Below are 26,271 nucleotides of genomic sequence, written 5' to 3'. Positions count from 1 at the left end.
TTTAGTAGTCCACCACAATACGCACTGAAAAACTCTGTGAGGGCTGTGTCCGATTCATCTGCAAAAGTCGGGGACCAAGTTCGTCGTAACGCTGCAACCGCACACGCCAGTTGTCTTGTTGAAAATACACAATTTGGTCTTGCTCACGTTTTAAATCGCTAACTGGCCGTGAGCCCGTTTGACCGTGAAGCCAATCTTTCATTCCTTCGACGGGGAGCTCATAGCCCAACAATTGGGCAACTAAAGCATCAGCAGACTGCGCATACTCAATGTCACCATTGGGGTAGTGCAGTTGAGCACCCTGCTCGTCAGCCACAACACGTGCTAATACACTTCCCATTGGGTTATTGAGATCGAGTTGAATGCGTTGCTGCTGCTCATTCCATACAAAGCCCCCTTGCACTGCATCTCGTTCACCTGTATTTTTCTCCACACTGAGAGCAAAACGCCCTGAGCGCTGAAACTGGTCTTGTACGGTATAACGAGTGTCTTGGTGAGGGGTCACACTGCACCCCACCACACCGCCTACAAGAATAGCGGCTACGGCAAACTGCTGAATTCTGTGTTTCATTTAGGACTCACCCCAAACTGCTGCATGGTACGCAATAGCTTGTAATTGGGATTTTCAGGTTTAAGGGCTTTTAGCCAAACATCTCGGGCTTCGTTTTGACGCCCTTTTGCCCACAACACCTCGCCTAAATGGGCTGCCACCTCGGCATCCGGTAGTAGCTCGTAGGCACGTACCAGATACTCCAGTGCTGCTTGGTAATCGCCAATACGGTAAAAATACCAGCCTACACTATCTAAGATATAAGGGTTATTGGGCTCAAGCTCTAGGGCTTGCTCGAGTAAGCCTTGGGCTTCATCAAGGTTTTCATTCTGATCCACAAAGGTATAACCCAAAGCATTGTATGCATTGGCATTATGCGGCTGTAAGTCAATCACCTGACGCAATAATGTCTCTAACTCTTCATAACGACCTTGGGTTGAATACAACATCGCCAGGTCGTATTTAATTTCTGGGGTATCGGGGAGCTCTTTGTCGGCACGCTCTAACACCGCTACTGCCTCATCGGTACGACCTGATTCGCGCAGAATAGAAGCACGCGTTAAATCAACCACGGCCTGATCACGTCGCCCTAGCACCCCTAAGGCATCCAAGGTACGGTTGGCTTTACGTATATCGCCGAGTCTGGCCTCAAGCACAGCCCGATGCACCTTTGCCTGAAACTGCAACGAGGACTCTTCAATTAAGTCTAATTGACGGATTGCCTCGTGTAAGTTGTTTTGTTTTTCCGCAATTTGAACCAACGACAAACGAGCATCTGAAATACTGCTTAGCGCTAGGGTGCGGTCATCGCTAATGCTTTTTCTACGTTGGTTTTGTACATTTATGTAGTCATTTAATAAACGTATTGCGGTGTCGTAACGCTCTGCACGTATGTTGATTTCAGCCTCGGTAAACTGCAAATCAAAATCCTCAGGATTGCGTTTTTGCATTAAAGCTAACTGATGCAGGGCTTGATCGTAGCGCTTCAGATCGACCAAACGATTAATTAGTAGCAAGGCAAGATCGCGCAGATCGGGATTGGCTTCAACGAACTGTTCAGCTTGTTGAATGACGGCTTGCTCTTCAATGCCCAAGCCATATTCGAGTACACGCTGCATAGCGAGCTCAGAGCTGGGCTCTTGGGCTAACGCCAAACGGGATTCCCGCAAGGCGCGTTCGGGCTGTTGTGCCGTCCAAGCCACGTCAGCCAAAGCTAAATGGCTAATCGTTAAATGCCGCACATCGTTGGGTAAAGCTTGCTCGAGCACATCCAGAGCTAAACGGCTATCTACCATTTTGCTGATAATGGTCATAGCCTGAATAATGGCTTGCTCTTTGTCGGGGGCTTGGCTAATACGTTGATGCAAGGTTTGCGCTAGCCCTGTGGTTTTACCAGCAGACGCTTCTAGAGCCAAAGCAGTGGCTTTGGCTTCGGGGTCGTTGGGCGCTAAAATAGACCATTCTTTAGCAGCGGCAATACCTCGGCTTAGGTTGTTATCAGCCATCGAAAACTGAAAAGCACGCTGGGCAAACCGAGGGTCAGCCGTATCCCTGGCTAGGCTTAAAAATGTTTGGCTAGCCGTATCAAAGTCTCCTTGTTGCACCGCCACTTCGCCCACCAAAATGCGATATAGAATATCAGGGCTTAGTGTCACCATAGGCACGCCATCACTGCGCAGCTGTATATGTTCGACGGGCTCTAACTCTATTACCTCAGAAGCCATCGTGGCCGAGCTTAGGCATGTAGATAAAACAACCGTACGAAAAAATAGAGATTTTAAATTCATCCAAAAACCGGCGTCGTAACGCGTGAAATTAAGCCAAATGCCCCAATTAACCTATAGAAGTCAATGATCTTAGCACCCCAATATGCCTGAATTACCTGAAGTTGAAACCACGCGTCGCGGAATTGCGACGCTGATGCCCCAACAGGTGTTGCGCCAATGCCTGGTGCATCAACCCAAAATGCGTTGGCCTATTCCTTCTGACATGAACGAGCTAGTACAAAATAAAACCGTACTTGCGTGTGAGCGTCGTGGCAAGTATTTATTGCTACGTTTTGAGCATGGCTACCAAATTATTCATTTGGGTATGTCTGGCTCGTTGCGTAGCGTGCCACTTGATGCCCCTCGGCTTAAACACGATCATGTGGAATGGGTGTTTGATCACGCTCGTTTTTTGTTGCACGACCCACGCCGTTTTGGCGCAGTGTTGTGGCACGATTTACGAGATGGTCCTATATTAAAGCACCCCCTCTTGGCTAAGCTAGGGGTAGAGCCACTTAATTCCGAGTTTAACCCAGACTATCTGTTTCAACAGTTCGCAAATCGTAGCGCCTCAATAAAATCCGTTCTCTTGGCTGGTCAAGCCGTAGTAGGTGTAGGTAACATTTATGCCTCTGAATCCTTATTCAAAGCGGCTATAGACCCAACTGCGCCAGCTAAATCATTGTCACTGGCACAGGTAACAAGCCTGCATCAAGCCATTGTGGAAACATTACAACAAGCCTTGGACTCAGGTGGTAGTACCCTACGCGACTACAAAAATGCTACCGGTGAGGCCGGAGCCTATTTTGATTTATTTGCACAAATTTATGCTAAAGCCGGTGAACCTTGTCCTCGTTGCGGTGATCCTATTCAGCGCATGGTACAAAATCAACGCGCAACGTATTTCTGTGCGCGCTGTCAAGGCGTGACTAATTAAAGACTGATAAAACTGCCGCTCTGCGCCTGTTGCAGAGCGGTTTTTTCACACTCATGGAATTCACCTATATCGAATAGATTGTATATAAACGAATATGCAGCTACTATTTAAGCATTGATAAACTCATGGAGAAATACGATGACCGCACCTAAACAGTTTGCTTCTCATGGTGATATGGAAGACAAAGTTGTCTCTTTTGAAAAACTATCTGACAACGCTTACGCTTATACCGCCGAAGGCGATCCCAATACTGGCATTATTATTGGGGACGATGCTGTCATGGTCATTGATACCCAAGCCACACCTGTCATGGCAGAAGACGTAATTCGTCGTGTACGCGAAGTCACTGACAAGCCCATCAAATACATCTTACTTTCGCACTACCATGCCGTACGCGTTTTGGGTGCCTCAGCCTACAACGCACAAGAAATCATTGCCAGTCGCGATACCTATGACCTCATTGTCGAGCGCGGCGAAGAGGACAAAGCCAGTGAAATCGGTCGCTTCCCCCGTTTATTTCGCAACGTTGAGTCCGTACCCGCAGGCCTAACTTGGCCTACCATGACCTTCGATGGCTTCATGACCGTGGACTTGGGCAACTTAGAAGTACACATCATGCAAGTAGGCCGCGGACACACCAAAGGCGACACCATTGCTTGGTTACCCGAGCAAAAAATTCTCTTTGCCGGCGACTTAGTTGAATACCAATCCACCCCTTATGCAGGCGATTGCTATTTCCGCGAATGGCCACATACTCTAGATAACTTAGCCGAGTTTGAGGCCGAGAAAATGGTTCCTGGTCGTGGCCCAGCATTGAAAAATGCCACCGAAGTACGTAAAGCGCTGGCTGGAACCCGTGCCTTTTTGACCGATCTCTATACCTGCGTTAATCAAGGCGTTGCCGAAGGCAAAGACCTCAAAACCATTTACCGTGAAACCTACGACTTTATGAAACCCCGCTACGCAGACTGGGTCATTTTCGACCACTGCATGCCGTTTGATGTATCTCGCGCGTACGACGAGGCCACGGGCCACGATGAGCCACGCATTTGGACGGCTGAACGCGATATCGAAATGTGGAAACAGCTCGAAGGCTAAAGCCCTCTTACAAGAACACAGGTGAAGGAGACAAGGGTGTTAGAGACCAACTATCAAACAATGCAGTTGCCTATCGCCCCCACCCCAAACCACGATGAGCACCATCCCATCGTGGTTGTTGGAGCGGGGCCAGTAGGTTTAGGGATGGCGATTGATCTTGCTTTGCGCGGCCAAAAAGTAATTGTAATTGATGATGATCATCATTTCTCGGCGGGTTCCCGCGCCATTTGCTTTGCCAAACGAACCCTCGATATCTGGGATCGTCTAGGCGTAGGCGAACGCATGGTACAAAAAGGCGTATCGTGGAATATAGGTAAAGTATTCTTTCGTGATGAAGAGGTTTGGAATTTCAACTTATTGCCCGAGCCGCAACATCGACGTCCTGCATTTATTAACCTGCAGCAGTATTACTGCGAGGGCTATTTATACGAACGCGCCATAGAGCTTGGCGTAGAAATTCGCTCAAAGCATAAAGTTACTGCGCTAGAAAATCACACGGATCATGCTCAGTTGGGCATCACCACCCCTGATGGCACTTACCAATTACGTGCCGACTGGCTTATTGCGTGTGATGGTGCTCGCTCCCCTTTACGTTCATTCTTAGGCCAATCTAGCCAAGGTCGTATTTTCCAAGACCGCTTTTTGATTGCTGATGTACGCATGAAAGCATCTTACCCAGCCGAACGCTGGTTTTGGTTTGACCCACCCTTTCATCCAAACCAATCCGTCCTACTCCATAGCCAACCTGATGACGTCTGGCGGATTGACTTCCAACTAGGCTGGGATGCAGACCCCATTGAGGAAGTAAAAGAAGAAAATGTGCGTCCTCGTGTTCAAGCTTTATTAGGTGAGGATAACGAGTTTGAGTTTGAGTGGATCAGTATTTATACCTTTGCCTGCGAGCGCATGGATAAGTTCCGCTTCAACCGCGTCTTGTTTGCTGGCGATGCCGCACACCGCGTTTCCCCCTTTGGCGCACGCGGAGCAAATAGTGGCATTCAAGATACAGACAATCTAGCATGGAAGTTAGATTTACATTTACGTGGTCTAGCACCTGAGTCCTTATTAGATAGCTACTGTAGCGAACGCCGCTATGCCGCAGATGAAAACCTAGCTCACTCCAGCCGCTCTACCGATTTCATTACTCCAAAAAGTGAGATCAGCTTACTTTTTAGAAACACGGTTTTGCGCTTAGCCAAAGAGTTAAGCTTTGCACGGAGCTTAGTCAACAGTGGGCGACTGTCTACTCCTAGCACCTATGAACACAGCAACCTAAACACGCCTGACCAAGATCTTTTTGTTGGCTCAGTAGCGCTTGGTGGGCCAGCAACGGATGCACCGCTAGAGCAGGCTCAACAGGACAAATGGTGGCTGAACGAATTAGGACAGGGGTTTAGCTTAGCGCTGTTCAACCCCTCAAACGACGACCTAAGCCAAATACAGGCACTCGAAACCTTAACGCCGTTATCTGTAGTGGTCATCCACACACCGGATCACCCATTGGCAGTTAATAACCAATCGTTAAATGTGCTTACCGACAACACAGGAACTTGGCAACAGCGATACGATGCGCAAGCAGGCTCCTGCTATTTGTTCCGCCCCGACCAGCACCTTACGGCGCGGTGGCGTCATATTAATGCCACATTAATTCAAGCGGCCTTGCACCGTGCGTGCGGTCATTAGTACCAAGGAGTTGCTATGTTAAATACCGAATTAAATATCGCCAAGGTGGATGACTTTTATGCGCACCTGATTGCCTCACACGAGGGTTTAAGCACCAGCCAAAGTCATGCCATGAACGCCGCCTTAGTGTTGATTCTTAGCAATCACCTTGGCGACATTCACGTAATCAAAGAAGCCATAGCGCATGCTCGGCGCACAGCAGAGCAAAGCGATTAAACACATGCGGGGCGTAATTGCCCCGCTTTTTTTAATTCGGGGACAAACCAAACACTGGCAAATAACCAAATGCAAGCTTGAGACCATAAGACTTGGCTTAAACTATGGTAACCCTGCATAATCCGCAAATACCCAAAACCAAACCCCAACACAAGCGCTAAGCCTAAACCTAGCCAACGCAAGTGCGCCTTGGCTTGTACCCACCCTAAGTAATACACGGCAATAAAAATAAATCCGCAGGTGGCATGCACACTAGGCAAAGCCCCACCGCCTTGAGCCCAGCCTTGGGCCCAAAAGCTAATCGGTAAAGCTTGATCACCGCCAAACTGTTCTAAATACATAGGGCGCGGCATAGCAGTGAACTGTTTAATAACCCCTATGACCAATGGCGAACCAAAGAAAAACAAAGCAATGCGTACATACATGCTGCGTAGCGCCAAAGGTGCCTTGACCATGCCATACGTCGCCCACACAAAGGCTCCCCCAAACGGAATTAACCAAATGGCGTACTTGCCAAAAAAATACACCAACGGCTGCCTAGCATAAATAAACTGTTGTGAGCTGGCTTCGAAATACTGGGCAGATAGCGCTAAGTCCAAAGGTTGGTACTGCCACCAACTGGCTAAGCCAGCCAACAATAAAAAAATCAATACCGTATGAAAACTATAATAACGACCTAATTCTGAATTAAAAAAGCACATACAACAGTTATTTGGGTAAGGAATCGGCTAATAATTTACCGGGGTTCATTAAATTTAAAGGATCTAAGGCTTGCTTGATTTGTCGCATTAGGGCGAGCTCGACCGGGTCTTGATACAGCACCAACCAATCGCGTTTTAATTGACCAATGCCGTGTTCGGCGCTTAGGGTACCCTGAACACGCTGCAATTGATCAAAAACAATCTTATAGATGGCTTTTTCAAAGCTCAGTACCTCGGCCTCGGTATAACTACCTTTGGCCACGTTGTAGTGCAAATTACCATCACCTAGATGACCAAAAATAACATGCTCCACGCCAGGGTACGCCTGTTGAATCAGTGCATTGGTTTGCGTAACAAAATTAGCTACCTCGGAAACAGGTACCCCAATATCGTGCTTTACGCTTTTACCTAAAACCTTTTCTGCCAAGGGAATACTTTCACGCAAATGCCATAGCTCTTGGCTTTGACGCGAATTTTCCGCAATGATCACGTCTAACGCTAGCTCTTGCTCTAAGGCTTGGCCTAATACGGTTTCAAGACGCTGTCGTGCATGAGCATCACTTTCATTATCTGACAGCTCTATAAGCACAAACCAAGCGGCTTGAGCTGCTGCCCCGCTGAATGCGAGCCGTTGCTCGGGAAAACATTCCACTACTGCTTGTAAACAGTTGTGGGCCATGACCTCGAACGCAGTTAAACCCGCATCAAACCCTTGACGCGCCAAACTCAGCAATTGCGCAGCAGCCTCTAGAGAATCCACCGCCACTAAAGCGGTGTTTTGCACTACAGGCACAGGATAAAGCTTTAGCGTCGCTGCCGTAATGATGCCAAGCGTACCCTCACTACCTATAAACAAACTGCATAAATCGTAACCAGTATTGTCTTTACGTAAACCGCGCAACCCATGCCAAATTTGACCATCCGCCGTAACTACCTCTAGACCTAAAGCTAAGTCCCGTGCATTTCCATAACGCAATACCTGAGTGCCCCCGGCATTAGTAGCTAGGTTGCCGCCGATTGTGCAACTGCCCTCGGCAGCTAGGCTTAAAGGAAATAAGCGTTGATGTGCAGCAGCATGGTCTTGGACTTGTTGCAAAATACAGCCTGCTTCCACCACGATGGTGTCATTAGCAGTATCAATACTTCGTATTTGGTTAAGGCGTAATAGAGATAAAATAAGCACTGGTTCTACACTAGGAGTGGCACCGCCGCATAAACTGGTGTTGCCCCCCTGAGGTAAAAGCGGCAAACGCTGCTCATTGGCCCAGCGCACCACCGCCGCTACTTCGTCCGTAGACCCAGGGCGCACCACAGCGACTGCTTCGCCACTAAACCGACCACGCCAATCCGTCACATACGGTGCAGTTTGCTCACCAACTAAGACGTGATCAGCCCCTACTATATCCACCAAGCCATCTAGCTTCATCATGGTTTTTCCTCTTTGCTGTGTGTTAGGTGTTGCCCTTTGCCACTGCAACCTATCAGTGAATCGGCGATAATACGAATTATTTCATTTTAATCATGGAGTCTGTTGCATGACCACTGTTTTACCCGCCTCAGTATTTAAAGCCTACGACATTCGGGGCATTGTTCCAGCTCAACTCAATGCCGATTTTGCATTTAAGTTAGGCTACGCGCTAGGCACTCAAGCCGCCTTGGCACTGGTGCCCGCTATTGTGGTGGGTTACGATGGGCGTCACAGCAGCCCCGAGCTGGCGGAGGCCTTAATGCAAGGTATTGAGCGTGCCGGTGTCAACACCATCCATATTGGTTTAGCACCTACACCTTTGGTGTATTACGCCGCGAATACCTTACATACGTTAAGCGCGGTTGCCATTACTGGCAGTCACAACCCGCCTGAATACAACGGCTTTAAAATGATGATAGCCGGCAAAACCCTGCATGGCGATGATATCCAACAACTCTACGAATTAATGCTTAACCCCGTTCCTGTTACCAATGAACCTGGTCAGCGCATTGAGCAAAGCATTACTCAAAACTACATCAATGAAGTGCAAAGCAGTATCCATCTAGCCCGCCCCATGCGCGTTGCGGTAGATTGCGGTAATGGGGTAGCTGGCGCTGTAGCTCGTCAACTATTCGATGCGCTCGGGTGTGAAACCGATATTTTGTTCGAAGAAGTCGATGGCAACTTCCCCAACCACCACCCCGATCCGGCCGACCCAGCTAACTTAGTTGATTTAATTCGCCACGTGCAAGAGCACGATTTTGAGCTGGGCTTGGCCTTTGACGGCGACGGCGACCGCTTAGGTGTAGTCACACGCAATGGTGAAATCATTTGGCCAGACCGCCAGCTTATCTTATATGCCCAAGACATTTTGACGCGTCGCCCCGGCGAAACCATTATTTTTGATGTAAAGTGCAGCCGTCATGTGGCGTTAGCGGTTAAAGAAGCGGGTGGTACACCGCTGATGTGGCAAACAGGCCATTCATTAATTAAAGCCAAGCTAGCAGAAACTAACGCCCCTTTAGCAGGGGAAATGAGCGGCCATACGTTCTTTAAAGAACGTTGGTATGGGTTTGATGATGGGTTATATACCGCCGCCCGCCTATTAGAGATTTTGTCGCGCTACGAGAACCCAAGCGCCGTACTTGAGGCCTTGCCTAAAGACGTATCCACCCCCGAGCTGAAGCTAGAAATGAACGAAGGCGAGCCTCATGCTTTTGTAGAGCGTCTTATTAATGAAGCCCAATTCCCAAGCGCTAAAGCGCATATCACCATTGACGGTATCCGCGCCGAGTACGAGGATGGCTTTGGTTTAGCGCGAGCCTCAAATACCACGCCTGTCGTCGTATTACGCTTTGAAGCCCAAAACGAGACCGCTTTGGCTCGTATTCAAGCCGAATTCAAAGCAGCCATTCATCAGCTCAGACCAGATTTAGAGCTACCGTTTTAATTTTTATATCTAAACAGGCGGAGCTATAAGATGTAGCACCGCCTGTTCGATTAATTATTTTTAGCTAGATACCCATATAAACGCAAATGGGTGTCTATAACGGTATTAATATCAAAAGCACGCTCGGCTAAATCGCGACCAGCACGTCCAAACTGATGGCGCATTACCTCATTTTTTGCCAGCCGTAGCGTGGCCTCATACAGTGCGTCAGCATCCTGTGCAGGCACCAAAAGGCCTGTCACATTAGGCTCAATAGCATCCCTACAACCAGGCACATCTGTGGTGACCACAGCGCGCCCACACGCTGCTGCCTCGATCAAGGATTTAGGCAGGCCCTCGCGATAGGACGGTAACACTGCTATATGCGACTTGTGGTAGAGCCCTGCAATATTTGTTTGCTCGCCCAACCACTGAATCACGCCCGATTGATGCCATTGCGTCATTTGCTCTGCGGTTACGGAGGCGGGATTGCCCTTGTCTGGGCTACCCGCTATTTGCCAAATTAATGACTCACCTTGGGCTTGGCTTTTTTGAGCCGCTGCAATGAACTCATGAATGCCCTTATCACGCAACAACCTTGAGACCATCAAAGCCACAGGGGGGCCATCAGGCTCGGGCACATAATTAAAAGCGTCTAGATCGACCCCTGAGCCACGAATTAGGACAGCTTGTTCACTGCGCACCACCCCAGCACTCAGCAACACATCTCGATCATTACTGTTTTGAAAAATAACGCGACTGTGTGGATGCTTTAAAGCAAGTCCATACAAACGTAATGCCACCCATCGCATCAGGCCGCCACGCTCATTAGTAAAAATATAACCCAGACCCGAAACAGCGGCTAAAAACCCAGGCACGCGTGCCAAGCGTGCAGCAATGCCTCCGTATAAGACGGGCTTGATAGTGACTGCATGCACTACCTGCGGCTGCACACGTTTAAACAAACGATAAATAGCCCAAATACTGCGCAACTCGGCCAGAGGATTTTTGCCGCTACGACTTAAAGGCAAACTATGATGAGTAAAGCCGAGCTCGCGGATCCGTGCAACGGCGGAGCCATCCATCGTAGCCACTTGTACAGTAAAGCCTGCATTTTTAGCTGCTATTGCCAAAGGCAAACGGTGCGACACAAAAAACGCAGGGTTATTCACCACATAAAGTAATACCGGCCCTTGACCCTTAGCGCTACCAAGCACTGGTGTGCCATCAGACTGCTCAACCATTTCATACCAAAGCTGTTCGTAATTTTGCACCATGGTCGCCAGACTATAACGCTGCGCCACTCGTTGCGCAGCCCGCTCAAGCTGCACCGTCACATCGGGGTGATTCATTAACTGCAACGCTTTTTCTATGCCAGCAGCCAATGCTTGCGCATTACGAGGCGGCACTATAATTCCTTCCTCTGCCACAATACGAGCCGCATCGCCCACGTCTGTTACTACGCAAAGGGTATGGGACACCATGGCCTCGCACACCACATTTGGAAAGCCTTCGGCTTTACTTGATAACACATGGATATCAGCGGCTGCCATGATTACAGCTACGTCATCGCGCCGACCTAATAAGGTAATACGGTCCTGAAGCCCTTCTTGGGCAATTAAGCGCATAAGCTCCGGATTGGACTCGTCTATGCCATCGCCTACTAGCACTGCATGCCATGAGCTACCCGCACGTTTTAGTTTACCTAGCGCAGATAATAAATTTGGGTGATCTTTTAAAGGATTCCAACGACCCACAGTTAATAGTAAAGGCGTCTCTGGTGCGATGTTTAGCTGTTGCCGTAATACCGCTGCTTGCTCGGGGTGTGGCTGCCATTTAGTTAAATCATAACCATTAGGTATGACACGCATTTTTTCGGCTTTATAGCCCCATTGCTTATGTCTACGCGCTGCGTTTTCAGCACAGGCTACAATCTGTTGTGGCAGCCAACCCGACACCTTGGCTGATAACGATGCCACAGCTCGAGCTTTAAGACTACTGTGATGTAGGTTTTCGCCCGAGTTTCGTATGCCCCACGCAATGGTTTTAATCCCCACACTGCGCGCTGCCAACCCGCCAAGCAAATCGGCGTGATACATCCAAGTTTGCACCACGTCGGGTTGTAACGCTTTTAGTAAACGCCGTAAAGCCCACCACCCTGTGACAAGCCTCATGCCCTTCATATGCAAGCAGTGCACTTCTATGTTTGCTTGCTGCAAGCGTTCACCAAACACACCAGCGTCACTCATTGACACCACGATGTGTTTAGTTTGTGTCTGACCGGCCGTGACTAGCCGATATAATACCGTCTCGGCACCACCTTGGCCTAAGCCGGAAATAATATGCACTACCACTAAGGGAGTCTGCGTTGTCACTTCAATTTTCATGAGGACTCCTATGACTGAACTTTCACACCGGCCTGCTGAAATATATGATCCCATTGCATAAGGATAGAGGGCATCCCATAACGTTCACGCACAGAAGTGCTAGCACGCATCCCCAATACGCCACGCAATCTGGAATCCGCCATTAGCTCGCTGAGTGCCTGTTCTAAAGCAGCCGGATCGTTCAGGGGAACTAAAACAGCATCTCTGCCCTGACTAGAGAGCTCTTTAGGCCCACTAGGACAATCTACCGTAACACAAGGCAAACCCAAGGTCATAGCCTCTAACAACACATTAGGAAAGCCCTCGTAAGCAGAAGTCAACGCAAACAGTTGGGCATGCTGCAACCGCTGCCACGGCTCAGGTGTTTTACCTGGCAAGAAAATTCGATCTTTCAAGCCCACTAGCTCAGCGCGCTGCTCAAGTCGGGCACGCTCTGGACCCTCGCCATAGATATGCAAGCTCCATTCAGGAAAGCGCTCTGCAATCATGCCAAATGCTTGAATTAACTGATCAAACTGCTTAGATGGTACCAGCCGCCCCATTGCCACTAATTGGCACTGTTTAGTTTTTTCTATCTGCTGAGCCATAGTCGTTAACGCCAACGCTTGCGCAATAGGATTCGGCACCACAGCAATATCACCTAATTGTGGCTCGGCTTTTTTAAACGCTTGTGCCGCGTCTTGGGTTTGGACGACCACCCGCGCTGCACGTGGGTATAAGCGCCGTCGTAATGCTTTTAATTGCTTGCCCGCGCTTTGGCTAACAACAGGGTTAGTTCGCTCACATACCACTACAGGCGTGGGTACCCCCCGCAGTGCAATCAGTACGTTCACATTAACGTTGGTTAGGAATGACACCACAACATCAGGCTTAAATGTGCGATAAACCCGTCGCATTGCTCGCCATTTACGCACAGGAGTAAGCCCTGGTGGGAACCAACCTAGTTCATGCCGTAACGGGGTAAATTGGACGCGCTCATCCAAAGGATAAAAACTGTCTGTGGTGCCTAGAAATGTAGGTACTAAACATACTTCGTCGCCACGCTGCACCCAAGCATTCGCTAATTCAGCTGCAACACGCTCGGCTCCACCGGCATTCATTGACCCCACAAAAAACAGTATTTTCATAATGTGCCTAGTTATTGCCAGAAGAAGTGGAACTGTTTGGGGGCGTTACCGCAGGGTTAGTTGCAGCATGCGGCAATAAGCGCTCCCATTGAGCCATCACCAAGGCTGCGGAAAAACGATCTTTGACATCCACCGCGCGACGGGCTAATGCAGCGCGTTTGAGAGGTCGAGCCATCAAATCAGACAAATGAGCCGCCAATGCCTCGGGCTCATCTGGCGGATTTACTAAAACCCCATCAATGCTGTCGCGGATGATTTCTCTGGGGCCGGTGTCACAATCCGTGGCGACCACGGGTAAGCCTGCAGCCATGGCCTCAAGTAAAGTATTAGAAAGCCCTTCGGTACGCGAGCTCAGCACGTACATATCGGCTTGTTGATACCACTCTGCCATATTGCCAACACGACCCATTAACTGAACCCGTTGGGTTAAATCGGCCTCTTGAATTTGCTGTTGCAGACGCGTGCGTTCGTCTCCATCCCCTAAAATGACTAAATCCCAGTCCGGAAAATACGGGGCAATTAAAGCAAAAGCCTGAATTAATAAATCAAAACCTTTAACAGGGTGCAAACGCCCTACCGCTAGTAAACGAAAACGTTGTTTTTTTTCTGGTACAGCAATGTGAGGCTCCTGATTTTTTAAGGGCCAGTTCACAGCGTTTGGGATAACAACCACTTTAGAGCCAGGAATATGGGTCTGAATCCACTGCGCGGTGCCTTTGGTAAGAGCCACTACTGCGTGAGCTCGTGGATATGCCCAACGTCGTAGTTTTTGCCAAGCCTCGGGCAAGGACTGCAAAGGGGGGTGAGTATGCTCAGTAACTAAAACTCGGCATGGCAGCCCTTTAGTCGCCATAACGGCTAATACCGAGGCCGTCGTCATCATACCCAACACACAATCGGGCTTGTGTTTTTTAATCAGTTTGCGCAATTTACGAACACGCTGCCAATTAGCCAAAGCCCCGCGTATGCCACCACCACTGGCATGGGCAGTACCCATCACATATCGTTGTACCCCCTCTGGCAGTGGGTAAGCATCCGCTGCCGTCCCCATTTGAGTCACTAAGCTGACTTGATAGCCTAAGCGTAACCAGTATGCGCTTAAATCAACGGCTACGCGTTCGGCACCTCCACCCCGTAATGAGTGGATCACAATCATAATATGCATAATGTTTTATTTAGACTCGGCGCTTTTTTGCACTAAGCCCGCAGGTTTTAAGGCCACAAGAAAATAACAAATAAAGGAAGCGGCATACATACAACTTGTCGCTAACATAATGCCATGCACCCCCATTTTAGGTGCCCAGTAAAAGTTCATCACGGCCTTCACCGCAAAGTTCGCTAAAGCAATGGCTGCCATAATACCGTAACGATGCTGACTGGCTAAGAGCTGCACTAATACCAGTACCCCGAAATAAAAGGGTAATTGTAACAAGCCCCAGCGCAAAACAGAGCTAACTCGTAGCGTGTCCTCGGTCGTAAACGCACCACGCTCGTACAAAAGGCTTACGCCCCAAGGCGCTAACCAAGCAGCAAGTGCAGCAATACATAGCCCTATAACAACCATGGAGCCCGACCATTTTAATGCAATAGTACGTGCTCGTATGGCATCGCCCCGGCGAGTCACATCCGCTAGCACAGGTAAAGCAGCACGCCCTACTGACGCAGCCCCAACCCCTAACATGAGAGAAATAAAACGGCTGGCATAACCGAGGGTGGCGTTAGCATTATCACCCAAGGTCGCAGCCGTGTATTGGTCCAACGGTCCCACAAAGCTCATGGCAACCTGACCAATCAACATTACCCCCACAGCATGAGCTAATGTAGGCCACTGCTCTGCAGTAAAACCAAGTCGTGGTGTCCCATAGAAACCATCAGCACGCTGCGCTAAATAATATAGGCTTGCACATTGCACCACATAACCAACCAATGTACCCCACAACAAAGGCGCTACACTTTGTGTAGGCCCTGCCAGCAGCACAAACAACAAAATACTAAATGCGGGCACACTATCGAGCAACGTATTAATATGGCGCTCGTGCGCACGTAACCGTGCCGCTTGCAACCCGGTAACCAGAGTTAATACGGCGGCTGGCGCAAAAGCCCACAAAAGCTCACTACTCATGCTCTTAACGGCAGGCGCTAAACCTTTACCAGCCCAAAGCAATACCCAAGGCCATATGACCCAAATCAGCGCAGCCAATACAAGCCCTAGCCCCATCACCGAGCCGGTCAGCTCGCTGACAAAACGTATGCGTTTTGGGCGTGTTTCATCTTTGGCATGAACTAAAACAGGGATCAGTACAATAGAGAGCACGCCCACCAGCGTCACAGGCAACCAATTCGCCATAACCATAGTGAACTGATACGCATCGACTACATCACTAATGCCATAGCGATACGCCACTGCCATTTCTTTAAATGCGCCTGCTGCTTTGCCCAAGAGCAAGAAAAAGGCGACTCTGAAAGCCGCCTTGGCGATGCGTTGGTGATCGCTATGCAGGCGCGTCACCCACTTTAATCGCATAATGTCTTTGATAAAAACTGCACATACCAAGGCATGGCTTCAGCTAAGCCTTCTGCAATGGTGTACTGCGGTGCATAACCTAATAGCTGCTGTGCTTTACTAATATCGGCCTGGGAATGGCGTACATCACCGGCTCTGAAGTCCCCATGTTGAGCCGCCAATGTATAGTGCACACCATTTTGCGCCAATTCGGCTTGTAATAAACTGAATAACTGATTCAAGTCTGTACGTGCATTCACGGCCACGTTATAGACTTGGTTACGTGCTTGGGGCTTGGCCAAGGCAGCTAGAATATTCATTTGCACTACATTTTGAATGTAGCAAAAGTCCCGACTGGTTGCCCCATCGCCGTTAATCACAACCGATTGGCCCCGCATCATAGCCCCAATCCATTTGGGGATGACCGCTGCATAAGCCCCGTCAGGCGTTTGGCGTTTACCAAATACATTGAAATACCGTAACCCAATGGTTTCAAAGCCATAAGTACCGGCAAAAACATGTGCATACAGCTCGTTGACGTACTTGGTCACCGCATAGGGTGAGAGCGGATTGCCAATGGTGTGTTCTACCTTGGGCAGAGCGGGATGATCCCCATACGTCGAGCTTGAGGCCGCATACACAAACGAGCTGACCTGCGCATCTCGTGCTGCTACCAGCATATTAAGATGCCCACTGATATTAACCGCATTGGTTGTAAGGGGGTCGTTAATAGAACGCGGAACTGACCCTAATGCGGCTTGATGCAACACATAATCCACGCCAGCACAAGCTTGTTGACAGACGGCCAAGTCCCGAATGTCCCCTTCGATAAAGCGAAAGCGCTGCCAGTTTTCTGGCCCAACACTGTGCTGTACTTCTGTAAGATTATGTGCAAACCCCGTTGCGAAGTTATCTAAGCCAACTACCGTTTGCCCTTGATTTAACAAGGCTTCGATTAGGTTTGAACCAATAAAGCCAGCGCAGCCCGTGACCAACCAGACTTTAGGTGTGGCATTAAGCGTGCGCCATGCATGATCTATAGCTAAAGAGCTAGACATAAATCCTCTTTATAAACGTAAGTCAGACTCAGAGCTGTCCAACACATACTTCAAGTCATACAACACATGCGGCTCTTTACCAAACGAGCGAATTGTGTCTACTCCCAACTGTTTAAACGCGTCATGGGCTACAGCTAAGACAATTCCGTCATACTGACCTACATCCGGTTGGCTAATGGGCACAATACCGTATTCTTTCTCTGTGGCCTCGACATCTAACCACGGGTCATACACGTCGACGTTAACATCGTACTCGGCTAACTCACGCACAATATCCACTACGCGTGTGTTGCGTAAATCGGGGCAGTTTTCTTTAAAAGTTAACCCCATTAAAAGCACACGAGAGCCCTGAACTTGGATGCGCTTTTTAGTCATGCTTTTCACAAGCTGCGATGCCACATAGGCCCCCATGCTGTCATTTAAGCGACGTCCAGCAAGAATAATTTCAGGGTGATAGCCAATAGACTGCGCTTTATGCGTTAAGTAATACGGGTCAACGCCAATACAATGCCCGCCCACTAAACCGGGACGGAAAGGCAAGAAATTCCACTTGGTGCCAGCTGCTTCCAGTACATCTAGGGTATCAATACCCAGTTTATTGAAAATCAAGGCCAGTTCGTTAATAAGCGCAATATTCACATCACGCTGTGTGTTTTCAATGACTTTAGCAGCCTCGGCCACGCGAATAGAAGGAGCCTTGTGTGTGCCAGCGGTAATAACCTCTGCATACAACGCATCGATTAAATCGGCGACTTCAGGAGTAGAGCCTGAGGTCACTTTGCGTATGGAAGGCAAACGGTGCACTTTATCGCCTGGATTAATACGCTCAGGGCTGTAACCAGCAAAAAAATCCTCATTAAAGCGCAACCCAGATACCCGCTCTAAGACTGGCACGCAGTCTTCTTCGGTCGCACCGGGATATACGGTGGATTCGTAAATGACGATATCACCTCGCTTTAAGACCTTGCCAATGGTTTCGCTGGCACGAATCAAAGGGGTTAAATCAGGGCGTTTGTACTCGTCAATCGGAGTCGGTACCGTCACAATAAACACATTCGCCTGAGCTAGCTCGGCGGCATCACTGCTATAACGCAGGTGCACAGCGGTTTTAAGCTCATCGGACTCTACCTCTAGTGTATGATCAACACCTTGGTTTAGTTCAGCAATACGGCGTGGGTTAATATCAAACCCCAATACCTCACGCTGCTTGCCAAACTCCACGGCTAGAGGCAAGCCTACGTAGCCCAGTCCGATCACAGCAAGTTTTACGTTTTGCAACTCCAAGACACTTCTCCAAAATAAAATAACTCGTGCTTATTTAGTCCGATCTCGTTTAGCACGACGCACCGATGGCAACAGTAACCAAACCGGACGACGCCAACGCACTAGACGCGCATAAAGCCAAGTATAACTACAAACAAAAACCACCAAGCTTGCACTTAAAATCCAGGCATTATCCCACCAAATAGTGGCTGGCACTAAACCAATTAAGACCAACCCCCATAGATAAGGGGAAGCCATCGCATTCGATGTAGGAGGCACATAGCGCCGTCCTTCGTTGAGCACACTAACTCGGACTAAACGACGAAAAATCAATTGATGTAAATGCAGTGAATCGGGTTCATCCACTGGTACACCACGTTTAAATTTACGCCGCCAAATAGAAAACAATGTTTCAAATACGGGGTAAAACAAAACCGCTAGCGCGTAAAAGGGTGACACGCTTGGGTTACGTACAACCAAGAGCACAGCGAGCTCAGCAAGCATGAAGCCTAGAAAATACGCCCCACCATCACCAAGAAAAACGCGGCCAAAGGGGAAGTTCCAAGCTAAAAACCCTAAGGTCGCTGAAGCCAACGCTGTGGCAATCAACACAATAGGGTAGTCTTGGACCTGCCACGCAACTAAAGCAATAGAAATCGCCATTAACACGGCCACCATGCCGGCTAAGCCATTGATACCATCAATGATGTTCAAAGCGTGGGTACAGCCCCCTACCGCAATCATGGTGAAAAACAAAGAAATAGGCCAAAACGCTAAGATCCAATCTGCCCAGCTGACACCTACACGAGACACCCCGCCAAGTAGCCACCAAGCAATTGCAGCGGAGGCAAAAGCCGCTAACAAACGTTTTAAAGAGCCAACGTCTTTGGTGATGTCCTCGACTAACCCGGCTACAAAAACAGGCATTGCCGCCACAAAAAGCACGGGCCACAACCAAGTTAAGGTCATATTGCTTGGGCCAAGCACCAACAACCCCGCAAGACTACCCGCTAAAATAGCTAAGCCACCTACACGTGGTGCTGGACGCAGATGCGTCGCCTGAGGTTTGGACATATCGGTATCGCCCGTTAGGCGACCGTGCCAACGCTCTGACCAAACAATAATGCCCCCCACCACAAACGCCACAATGGTGATTGAAAGCCAAGTTAGAAAATCCCAAGCAGATGCAGACTCCACTACAAGCCTCACTAAAAATCCAATTAATAATTATGAGACGCATTTGTAACAACGCGAAGACGCAGATCGATACAACTGCTACAAGACACATATTCCATCGGGGTAAATTGTAATGTAAATCGTTGCTGCCGATGCATTTTACGTAATGACCCCAAGCGGTTGTGCCATGTGCTTGTACAGACTTGTTAAACCTCATCTTTTATGATGCTGTGCTCTTGATCGAGCAAAGAGACTGTTACCATTAGACACAACCTTTTTGTGATAGAAGCACCTAGCCACTCAATTATTACCCATTGCTCCCCAAAGCGTAAGCAGGTAGGCTTAGCGTTTTCGTTGACTTAACTTGTGAGCATCACTATGCCATTAATTACCGTAGAGTTATTTGCTGGACGAGACACAGAAACCAAGCGTAAGTTTGTCGAGCGCGTTACCGCCGAAGCGTGCGAGGTCTTTGGTTGTAAGCCCGAGGCTGTGCATGTCATTTTTAAGGACATAAAACCTGAAGACTGGGCCACTGGTGGTGTGATGTGGTCAGATAAAAAATAACACTTCAAATTTGCATTCAGCCCTGCCAGTAGCCGGGCTGATTATAGATATCTTTCAAATACGCCGTAAAAACACGAACTTTAGCGGGCACATAGCGCTGCTGCTGATACACAGCCTGTATATCGTAATCCGGTATCGCGTAGTCATCTAACACCGTTATTAGCTCGCCTTTTTGCAGCTCTGCTTGAATTTCCCACGTCGAACGCCACCCAACCCCCCAGCCTTTTTTCACACAGTCATACAATAACTCGCCCTCGTTACTGTCTAAATCACCTTGAACACGCACGGAAAAAACCCGCCCATTACGAATAAACGTCCATCCATGTTGCTGCCCCCCTTGTAAATTAAAGGCTAAGCAATTGTGGTGCACAAGGTCTTCGGGTGTTTGAGGTATACCCTGTTTTTCAAAATACGCAGGCGTACCACACACAACGCGTTGATTAGGATATAGGCGTACCGCGACATAATTTGGGTCATACACTGCACCCACGCGTATACCCATGTCATAGCCTTCATTAACTAAATCAATCACGCTATCTGTGAAATTAAACGTTAAATGCAGCTCTGGATAACGTTGTTTGAATGCTAATACATGCGGTGCCACATGTTTACGCCCAAACGCAGCGGGGGCTGAAACCACTAAACGTCCACGCATGGTATTGTGCTGATCACTAATACTGGCTTCGGCCAGTGCAAAATCATGCAGCAAAAGCTTGCATTGCTCTAAAAACTGTTCGCCTAGATCAGTCAGAACCAAACCCCGTGTAGAGCGGTGCATCAACTTCACCCCCAGCCGTTTTTCTAACGCGTCCAAACGTCGCCCAAGCACCACTGGGGTGACGCCCTCTACCACCGCTGCAGCGGCAAAACTGCCCCGCTCTGCCACCAAAACAAAACTACGAATCTCGGTATATCGACTCATATTGACCTACGTTGAATTAATTATGCCAACTCAGGAATGCTCCCCCTAGCCTAACGCCTAAGCAGTGGCTATGATCAACTATACGTTTAAAGTTAATTTATAGGGAAAATGCATGCCCAGATTCGCCGCTAATCTTAGCTTATTATTTACTGAATACGATTTTCACAAACGGTTTGTGCATGCAGCGGCGGCAGGCTTCAAGGGGGTTGAATACCTTTTTCCTTACGACCAGTCTGCGACCACCTTACGCCAACTTCTGGCTGATAACCAACTAGAACAAGTGCTTTTTAACTTACCTGCTGGCAACTGGGGGGCAGGTGAACGTGGTTTAGCTTGTTTACCCGATCGGCGTCAAGAGTTTCAAGACTCTGTGCATCTGGCTCTTGAGTATGCCAATACGTTGGGCAACTCACTATTGCACTGCATGGCTGGGATTAAACCCGAAAGTGTATCCACAACGGCTGCCCTAGACTGTTATTTAGAAAATTTGCACTACGCGGCCCAGGCTGCAGCCAAACATGGGCGCATTATCTGCATTGAGCCCATTAACCATTTTGATATGCCCGGGTATTTTTTAAATTACAGCCAACAAGCTCTGGATATTGTGCACGAGCTCAATCTCGACAACATCAAGCTGCAATTCGATATCTACCATGCCCAACGCATGGAAGGTCATATTTGTTTTAGTTTAGAGCGCTTGCTGCCTGATATTGCCCACATACAAATTGCCAATACTCCAGGTCGCCACGAGCCGCATTTAGGCGAGCTGAACTACGATTATATTTTTCACTTTTTAAAACAATTACAGTATTCTGGTTGGATAGGTTGTGAATACATACCAGCACAACACACCGGTGCTGGATTAAGCTGGTTGCATCCCTACTTACATCACCCTCACTAAGGACGTTTCATGGAAAAAGTTGCATTTATTGGACTAGGCATCATGGGGATTCCCATGTGCTTAAATCTTATTAAAGGAGGACACCATGTCTATGCCAACACACGTAGTCAAGTCAGTACAGAAGTTATTGAAGCCGGTGCCACTATTTGCCCTACCCCTCGAAGCGCCACTGAGGCTGCAGACATCATCATTCTCATTGTTAACGACACCCCCAACGTCGAAGAGGTTTTATTTGGTACAGACGGAGTTGCCTCAGCTGATCTAAACGGCAAGCTCATCATTGATATGAGCACCATCTCGCCAGTAGCCACCACAGAGTTTGCAAAAAAAATAAAAGCACTGGGCGGCGATTATCTTGATGCACCCGTTTCAGGCGGAGACGTAGGCGCTAAAGCCGCAAGCCTAAGTATTATGGTGGGTGGCTCTAATACGGCCTTTGAGCGTGCCTTGCCTGTATTCCAACTAATGGGTAAAAACATTACGCATGTTGGAGACAATGGCTCTGGGCAAATTACCAAAATGGCTAATCAAGTCATTGTGGCCTTAACCATCCAAGCGGTAGCCGAAGGCCTAGTCTTAGCCTCTAAAGCCGGTGCCGACCCTGAAAAAGTTCGCCAAGCCTTAATGGGCGGTTTTGCTAATTCACGCATCCTAGAGGTGCATGGTCAGCGTATGACCTCGGGTCAATTTGAACCGGGTTTCAAAGTCAACTTGCACCAAAAAGACATCACTAGTGCTTTAAATACGGCTCGTGAACTCGGGGTGGCTTTACCCAGCACTGCTATTTTTCAACAACTGCTTAGTGGTTGCGTAGCACGCGGTGGTAGCGACTGGGATCACTCAGCTATTGTCAAAGTTCTAGAAGACATGTCGCAACATAGCTTGCGCGAGCATGAATAACACCACACGTTTGCTTTATGATGGCTTGCAAGCCGCTATCCAAGCGGCTCAAGCCAAATTTTGCCTACCAAACTATTTACCACAGCCTCCATCTGGACGTACTGTAGTAATTGGCATGGGTAAAGCCGGTGCAGCCATGGCTCAGGCTTTTGAAGCGCACTGGACTGGTCCATGGGATCGGCTTCAAGGTCTAGTCGCTGTGCCCTATCACAGTGTCCTACCTACCCAACACATCCGTTTAGTCGAATGTGCTCATCCAATTCCAGATACAGCTAGCGAAAATGCGGCTAAGCAAATGCTTGCTCTGGTCAGCGATCTAACTGAGCAAGACCTGGTTGTGTGTTTAATTTCAGGTGGCGGTTCCGCCTTAGTAAGCCTAGCAGCACCGGGCCTTAGCCTAGCAGACAAACAAGCACTCAATAACGCTCTGATTCGTTCTGGAGCCTCAATCCAAGAAATCAATCTTGTGCGACGCCATCTCTCGGCCATCAAAGGCGGACGTTTAGCAGCAGCTTGTGTCCCAGCTCGTATAGTCAATCTGCTTATTTCCGATGTGCCAGGCGACGACCCCACTTGCATTGCATCGGGGCCGACTGTAATAGACCCTAGCACCTGTGCTCAAGCACTTGAAATCCTAAAGCATTACGGTATTGATCTTCCTGCACTAGCCAAATCCTCTTTACAAAACGCCGCATGGGAAAGTGTTAAAGCCGACCACCCTATTGCCAATAAAATCCAAACCTATCTGATAGCAACTCCGCATCTCGCTCTAAACGCTGCCATAAAACAATTTGCTCAAGCAAACGTTCACACTATGTATTTAGGTGACACCATCGAAGGCGAGGCTAAAGACGTCGCAAAGGTGATGGCCGCCATTGCGCAAAATATTAGCCGACATGCTCAACCATGTGCTGCACCGTGTATTTTGCTTTCCGGTGGTGAAACCAGCGTCACCGTTAAAGGTACGGGGCAAGGGGGACGCAATGTGGAATTTCTGCTTGCATTATTGTGTGCAATAAAAAATCAATACCCCATTACCGCGTTGGCGGCCGATACTGACGGCGTAGATGGTGCTTTGCCTATTGCAGGAGCCTATATTACGCCCGAGTCGTGGAATAAAGCACTTGCTTTAGGTCTAGACCCTTTAGACTACTTACACCGTAACGATGCGCATACTTTTTTCCAACGATTAGAGCAATCCATTACCACCGGTCCCACTCAAACTAATGTCAATGATTTTCGGGCTATTTTTATTGACACAAATGATTAGGCAAAAAAAAACCCGAGATCAAAAGATCTCGGGCAAATCCACCAAAGGAGGAGGGTGGAGGAGACAACCGGGGCATGTTGGGCTACAAGGGGTTTTCCCGAGCCTGAGCAGTAATTTAGGGTTATTACCCTTGTGCTGCTACTCAACATCCAATAACTAAAGTTTAGCTACTTTCTTTGTGCAATGCAAGATAAAGCACTGCAATAAGACATATTCTGTGGTTTTGTCGCAAAAGACCGACAATTAAAAGCCAAAAGTCTTTAGGCATAAACCCTAGTCTTGGTATTAAGTACTAGTACTAAAGCCGATAAGCACTCGTCGTCATAACTTTAGACATACATTTCATCGCCAACCGTATAGGAGCAGGCAGGTGTGTGGCACCATGTTGCTCTGCTGTAGTACGGTGGGCGATTTCATCCTCTCGCATTTGCTCTACGATTTTTCGGGAACGCTCATCTTGTTCAGGCAGTGATGCCAAGTGCTGATCCAAATGTTGCTCTACTTGACGCTCCGTTTCCGCCATAAAGCCTAAGTTGTACGGCTTACCTGCTTTGCTAGCCACCACACCTAAACCTAATGAAGCCACATACCACACCGGATTTAAAAGACTGGGGCGACTATTTAATTCAGCCAAACGCTCATCACACCACACCAAATGGTCCACCTCCTCAGAAGCGGCTTGATGCAGTAACCCTTTTAGCTCTGGGTCGGTGACTAAAACAGCTTGGCCTCTATACAAGGCCTGAGCGCAAACTTCGCCTACATGATTGACTCGCATTAAGCCCGCGGCATGACGCTGCTGCTCGGGAGATAGGGTGGACTCGGAATTAAGCGCAGGTCGCCCAGCTGGATTGGGTCTGGAGGCTTGGGCAGATCGAGAAATAACCTGCAGCGCATGCCCTACCTCTGTTAAGACCGTATCAAAGAAGGTAGTACGGCGCTGCAGCTGCGGTACAAGCTCGGGCTCCACAACGATCAGGGCTGTGTTCTCACTCGTGTTTGACATAATTACTCTCTTTGTTTCAGCGGTTTGGATTCAGAAAAAAAGCTACAATAGAGCTATTGTAGGGCAAAGAATAACAAGTTTCTTGCCCTGAACTCCTCAATAAGGAACCCCACCATGGAATGTACAGTTAACTGGAACCATAACAACGGTATGCTTTTTGTGGCCAGTACAGGCAGTGGCCATGTCACCGTCATGGATGGCGCAGTCGAAGGTGGTGGTAGCGATTCCGCACCACGCCCTATGGAAATGCTATTAGCTGGCGCTGGCGGTTGTGCTGCATACGATGTCGTGCTTATTTTAAAACGGGGACGTCATGCCGTCACTGATTGTAAAGTTCACCTCAGCGGCGAGCGGGCTCAAACCGAACCCAAAATCTTCACCAAAATTCATTTTAATTTTGTGGTGTCTGGGCACGACCTTCCCGAGCAAGCCGTCGAGCGCGCAGTTAAGCTTTCTCACGAAAAATACTGCTCGGCCAGTGCTATGTTAGGCAAAGCTGCCGACATCACCTATTCAGTTGAAATACGGAAAAGCTAATGAGCATCTCCAATCAATACGAAACTCTGATGCGCCACGTTTACGAACAAGGTACCAAAAAAACGGATCGTACTGGCACAGGCACGCTGTCCACGTTTGGCTATCAAATGCGGTTTGACCTTTCCCAAGGTTTTCCGCTGATCACCACAAAAAAACTGCACACCCGCAGTATTTTTATTGAGTTATTGTGGTTTTTACGTGGCGACAACAATATCAAATGGCTTCAGGAAAACAACGTCACCATTTGGGATGAGTGGGCAGATAGCAATGGTGACTTAGGCCCCGTCTATGGCGTGCAGTGGCGTTCTTGGCCTACCCCTAGTGGCGAACCTATTGATCAAATAGCACAGTTACTAGAGCAAATTAAAACCAATCCTGACTCGCGTCGCTTGTTGGTTTCAGCGTGGAACGTGGCTGATATACGCAATATGGCACTCCCACCCTGCCATGCTCTTTTCCAGTTTTACGTAGCCGATGGCAAACTGTCGTGCCAATTGTACCAACGCAGCGCAGACATTTTTCTTGGCGTGCCATTTAATATTGCTAGCTATGCACTGCTTACTCATATGGTGGCTCAGCAATGCGACCTAGAGGTTGGTGATTTTATCTGGACAGGGGGCGATTGCCATTTGTACAGCAATCACATGGATCAAGTCGCACTCCAACTAAGCCGTGAGCCGCGCCCCTACCCCACGCTTCATATCAAACGCAAGCCAACCAGTTTATTTGACTATGAGCTGGCTGATTTTGAGATCGTTGATTATGATCCTCACCCACACATCAAAGCACCCGTAGCGGTTTAATGT

The 26,271-nt window shown here is 48.6% G+C and carries 24 protein-coding genes and 1 pseudogene; 11 read left to right on the top strand and 14 right to left on the bottom strand.

The window, feature by feature from the left end; all coding sequences use genetic code 11:
• Position 1 precedes the first annotated feature (1 nt).
• Positions 2 to 571: a lipoprotein insertase outer membrane protein LolB gene (lolB, locus tag ACBP46_RS03135; protein ID WP_371015269.1), complete on the bottom strand. Its 570-nt coding sequence runs from the start codon at positions 569 to 571 to the stop codon at positions 2 to 4.
• Positions 568 to 2,337, bottom strand: a complete 1,770-nt coding sequence (locus ACBP46_RS03130; RefSeq protein ID WP_371015268.1) for a tetratricopeptide repeat protein — start codon at positions 2,335 to 2,337, stop codon at positions 568 to 570. Before ACBP46_RS03130 ends, lolB begins: the two co-directional genes overlap by 4 nt.
• A gap of 82 nt (positions 2,338 to 2,419) precedes the next feature.
• On the opposite strand from ACBP46_RS03130, the gene mutM reads away from it, so the two are divergent.
• The 4 genes from mutM (at position 2,420) to ACBP46_RS03110 (ending at position 6,250) form a co-directional block, all read left to right on the top strand.
• Complete coding sequence (gene mutM, locus ACBP46_RS03125; RefSeq protein ID WP_371015267.1) at positions 2,420 to 3,253, top strand: bifunctional DNA-formamidopyrimidine glycosylase/DNA-(apurinic or apyrimidinic site) lyase; 834 nt, start codon at positions 2,420 to 2,422, stop codon at positions 3,251 to 3,253.
• A 138-nt stretch (positions 3,254 to 3,391) separates the two neighbouring features.
• Positions 3,392 to 4,351, top strand: coding sequence for an MBL fold metallo-hydrolase (locus tag ACBP46_RS03120; RefSeq protein WP_371015266.1), 960 nt, complete (start codon positions 3,392 to 3,394; stop codon positions 4,349 to 4,351).
• A gap of 60 nt (positions 4,352 to 4,411) precedes the next feature.
• On the top strand, positions 4,412 to 6,034 hold the full coding sequence (locus tag ACBP46_RS03115) for an FAD-dependent oxidoreductase (protein ID WP_371015417.1): 1,623 nt from the start codon (positions 4,412 to 4,414) through the stop codon (positions 6,032 to 6,034).
• 15 nt (positions 6,035 to 6,049) lie between these two features.
• The gene (locus ACBP46_RS03110; protein WP_371015265.1) at positions 6,050 to 6,250 is read left to right on the top strand and encodes a DUF2783 domain-containing protein; all 201 of its coding nucleotides are present in this window, start codon (positions 6,050 to 6,052) and stop codon (positions 6,248 to 6,250) included.
• Here ACBP46_RS03110 and ACBP46_RS03105 read toward each other — a convergent pair.
• Both ACBP46_RS03105 and ACBP46_RS03100 read right to left on the bottom strand, forming a co-directional pair.
• A complete protein-coding gene (locus ACBP46_RS03105) occupies positions 6,247 to 6,951 on the bottom strand; it encodes a phosphatase PAP2 family protein (RefSeq protein ID WP_371015264.1) in 705 nt (234 codons plus the stop codon). The genes ACBP46_RS03110 and ACBP46_RS03105 overlap by 4 nt on opposite strands.
• Before the next feature lie 7 nt (positions 6,952 to 6,958).
• Positions 6,959 to 8,380 (bottom strand): FAD-binding oxidoreductase, encoded by a 1,422-nt coding sequence (locus tag ACBP46_RS03100; RefSeq protein ID WP_371015263.1) that lies wholly within the window; start codon positions 8,378 to 8,380, stop codon positions 6,959 to 6,961.
• Positions 8,381 to 8,486: 106 nt separating this feature from the next.
• Between ACBP46_RS03100 and ACBP46_RS03095 the strand changes: the two genes are divergently transcribed.
• Positions 8,487 to 9,869 carry a phosphomannomutase/phosphoglucomutase gene (locus tag ACBP46_RS03095; protein WP_371015262.1) on the top strand — a complete coding sequence of 461 codons (1,383 nt, stop codon included), beginning with the start codon at positions 8,487 to 8,489 and terminating at the stop codon, positions 9,867 to 9,869.
• Between the two features lie 50 nt (positions 9,870 to 9,919).
• Here ACBP46_RS03095 and ACBP46_RS03090 read toward each other — a convergent pair whose 3' ends face one another.
• The 8 genes and pseudogenes from ACBP46_RS03090 to ACBP46_RS03055 all read right to left on the bottom strand — a co-directional run bounded on the left by ACBP46_RS03090 (position 9,920) and on the right by ACBP46_RS03055 (position 19,395).
• Positions 9,920 to 11,092 carry a glycosyltransferase family 4 protein gene (locus tag ACBP46_RS03090; RefSeq protein WP_371015416.1) on the bottom strand — a complete coding sequence of 391 codons (1,173 nt, stop codon included), beginning with the start codon at positions 11,090 to 11,092 and terminating at the stop codon, positions 9,920 to 9,922.
• 114 nt (positions 11,093 to 11,206) lie between these two features.
• Positions 11,207 to 12,235, bottom strand: a pseudogene (locus ACBP46_RS03085) (glycosyltransferase); the annotation flags it as partial.
• 8 nt (positions 12,236 to 12,243) lie between these two features.
• Positions 12,244 to 13,362, bottom strand: coding sequence for a glycosyltransferase family 4 protein (locus ACBP46_RS03080; protein WP_371015261.1), 1,119 nt, complete (start codon positions 13,360 to 13,362; stop codon positions 12,244 to 12,246).
• A gap of 7 nt (positions 13,363 to 13,369) precedes the next feature.
• Positions 13,370 to 14,518 carry a glycosyltransferase family 4 protein gene (locus ACBP46_RS03075; protein ID WP_371015415.1) on the bottom strand — a complete coding sequence of 383 codons (1,149 nt, stop codon included), beginning with the start codon at positions 14,516 to 14,518 and terminating at the stop codon, positions 13,370 to 13,372.
• A gap of 15 nt (positions 14,519 to 14,533) precedes the next feature.
• Positions 14,534 to 15,886, bottom strand: a complete 1,353-nt coding sequence (gene murJ / locus ACBP46_RS03070; protein WP_371015260.1) for a murein biosynthesis integral membrane protein MurJ — start codon at positions 15,884 to 15,886, stop codon at positions 14,534 to 14,536.
• Complete coding sequence (locus ACBP46_RS03065) at positions 15,877 to 16,923, bottom strand: SDR family oxidoreductase (protein ID WP_371015259.1); 1,047 nt, start codon at positions 16,921 to 16,923, stop codon at positions 15,877 to 15,879. The genes murJ and ACBP46_RS03065 overlap by 10 nt, the downstream gene beginning before the upstream one ends.
• A 9-nt stretch (positions 16,924 to 16,932) precedes the next feature.
• A complete protein-coding gene (tviB, locus tag ACBP46_RS03060; protein ID WP_371015258.1) occupies positions 16,933 to 18,207 on the bottom strand; it encodes a Vi polysaccharide biosynthesis UDP-N-acetylglucosamine C-6 dehydrogenase TviB in 1,275 nt (424 codons plus the stop codon).
• 30 nt (positions 18,208 to 18,237) lie between these two features.
• Positions 18,238 to 19,395 carry an MraY family glycosyltransferase gene (locus tag ACBP46_RS03055; RefSeq protein WP_371015257.1) on the bottom strand — a complete coding sequence of 386 codons (1,158 nt, stop codon included), beginning with the start codon at positions 19,393 to 19,395 and terminating at the stop codon, positions 18,238 to 18,240.
• A gap of 345 nt (positions 19,396 to 19,740) precedes the next feature.
• Between ACBP46_RS03055 and ACBP46_RS03050 the strand changes: the two genes are divergently transcribed.
• Entirely contained in the window at positions 19,741 to 19,929 is a 189-nt protein-coding gene (locus tag ACBP46_RS03050) for a 4-oxalocrotonate tautomerase (protein ID WP_371015256.1), read from the top strand.
• Positions 19,930 to 19,945: 16 nt separating this feature from the next.
• Here the strand turns inward: ACBP46_RS03050 and ACBP46_RS03045 are convergent, their stop codons facing one another.
• On the bottom strand, positions 19,946 to 20,851 hold the full coding sequence (locus tag ACBP46_RS03045) for a LysR family transcriptional regulator (RefSeq protein WP_371015255.1): 906 nt from the start codon (positions 20,849 to 20,851) through the stop codon (positions 19,946 to 19,948).
• Positions 20,852 to 20,963: 112 nt separating this feature from the next.
• On the opposite strand from ACBP46_RS03045, the gene otnI reads away from it, so the two are divergent.
• Genes otnI through ACBP46_RS03030 form a run of 3 tightly spaced genes read left to right on the top strand, consistent with a single transcriptional unit; the run spans position 20,964 to position 23,922 of the window.
• On the top strand, positions 20,964 to 21,752 hold the full coding sequence (gene otnI / locus ACBP46_RS03040; protein WP_371015254.1) for a 2-oxo-tetronate isomerase: 789 nt from the start codon (positions 20,964 to 20,966) through the stop codon (positions 21,750 to 21,752).
• Between the two features lie 9 nt (positions 21,753 to 21,761).
• The gene (locus ACBP46_RS03035) at positions 21,762 to 22,652 is read left to right on the top strand and encodes a 2-hydroxy-3-oxopropionate reductase (protein ID WP_371015253.1); all 891 of its coding nucleotides are present in this window, start codon (positions 21,762 to 21,764) and stop codon (positions 22,650 to 22,652) included.
• Positions 22,645 to 23,922: a glycerate kinase type-2 family protein gene (locus ACBP46_RS03030; RefSeq protein WP_371015252.1), complete on the top strand. Its 1,278-nt coding sequence runs from the start codon at positions 22,645 to 22,647 to the stop codon at positions 23,920 to 23,922. The genes ACBP46_RS03035 and ACBP46_RS03030 overlap by 8 nt, the downstream gene beginning before the upstream one ends.
• A gap of 298 nt (positions 23,923 to 24,220) precedes the next feature.
• Here ACBP46_RS03030 and coq7 read toward each other — a convergent pair whose 3' ends face one another.
• A complete protein-coding gene (gene coq7 / locus ACBP46_RS03025) occupies positions 24,221 to 24,928 on the bottom strand; it encodes a 2-polyprenyl-3-methyl-6-methoxy-1,4-benzoquinone monooxygenase (RefSeq protein ID WP_371015251.1) in 708 nt (235 codons plus the stop codon).
• Between the two features lie 114 nt (positions 24,929 to 25,042).
• Here coq7 and ACBP46_RS03020 point away from each other — a divergent pair, with 114 nt between their 5' ends.
• Positions 25,043 to 25,465 carry an OsmC family protein gene (locus ACBP46_RS03020; protein WP_371015250.1) on the top strand — a complete coding sequence of 141 codons (423 nt, stop codon included), beginning with the start codon at positions 25,043 to 25,045 and terminating at the stop codon, positions 25,463 to 25,465.
• Positions 25,465 to 26,268, top strand: a complete 804-nt coding sequence (locus ACBP46_RS03015; RefSeq protein ID WP_371015249.1) for a thymidylate synthase — start codon at positions 25,465 to 25,467, stop codon at positions 26,266 to 26,268. Before ACBP46_RS03020 ends, ACBP46_RS03015 begins: the two co-directional genes overlap by 1 nt.
• Positions 26,269 to 26,271 lie beyond the last annotated feature (3 nt).

The sequence above is a fragment of the Paenalcaligenes hominis genome (assembly GCF_041359055.1).
In the GTDB taxonomy this organism is placed as follows: domain Bacteria; phylum Pseudomonadota; class Gammaproteobacteria; order Burkholderiales; family Burkholderiaceae_B; genus Paenalcaligenes; species Paenalcaligenes hominis_A.
The sequence above is the reverse complement of the archived record's forward strand: the minus strand, read 5'-3'. Positions and strand labels throughout refer to the sequence as shown.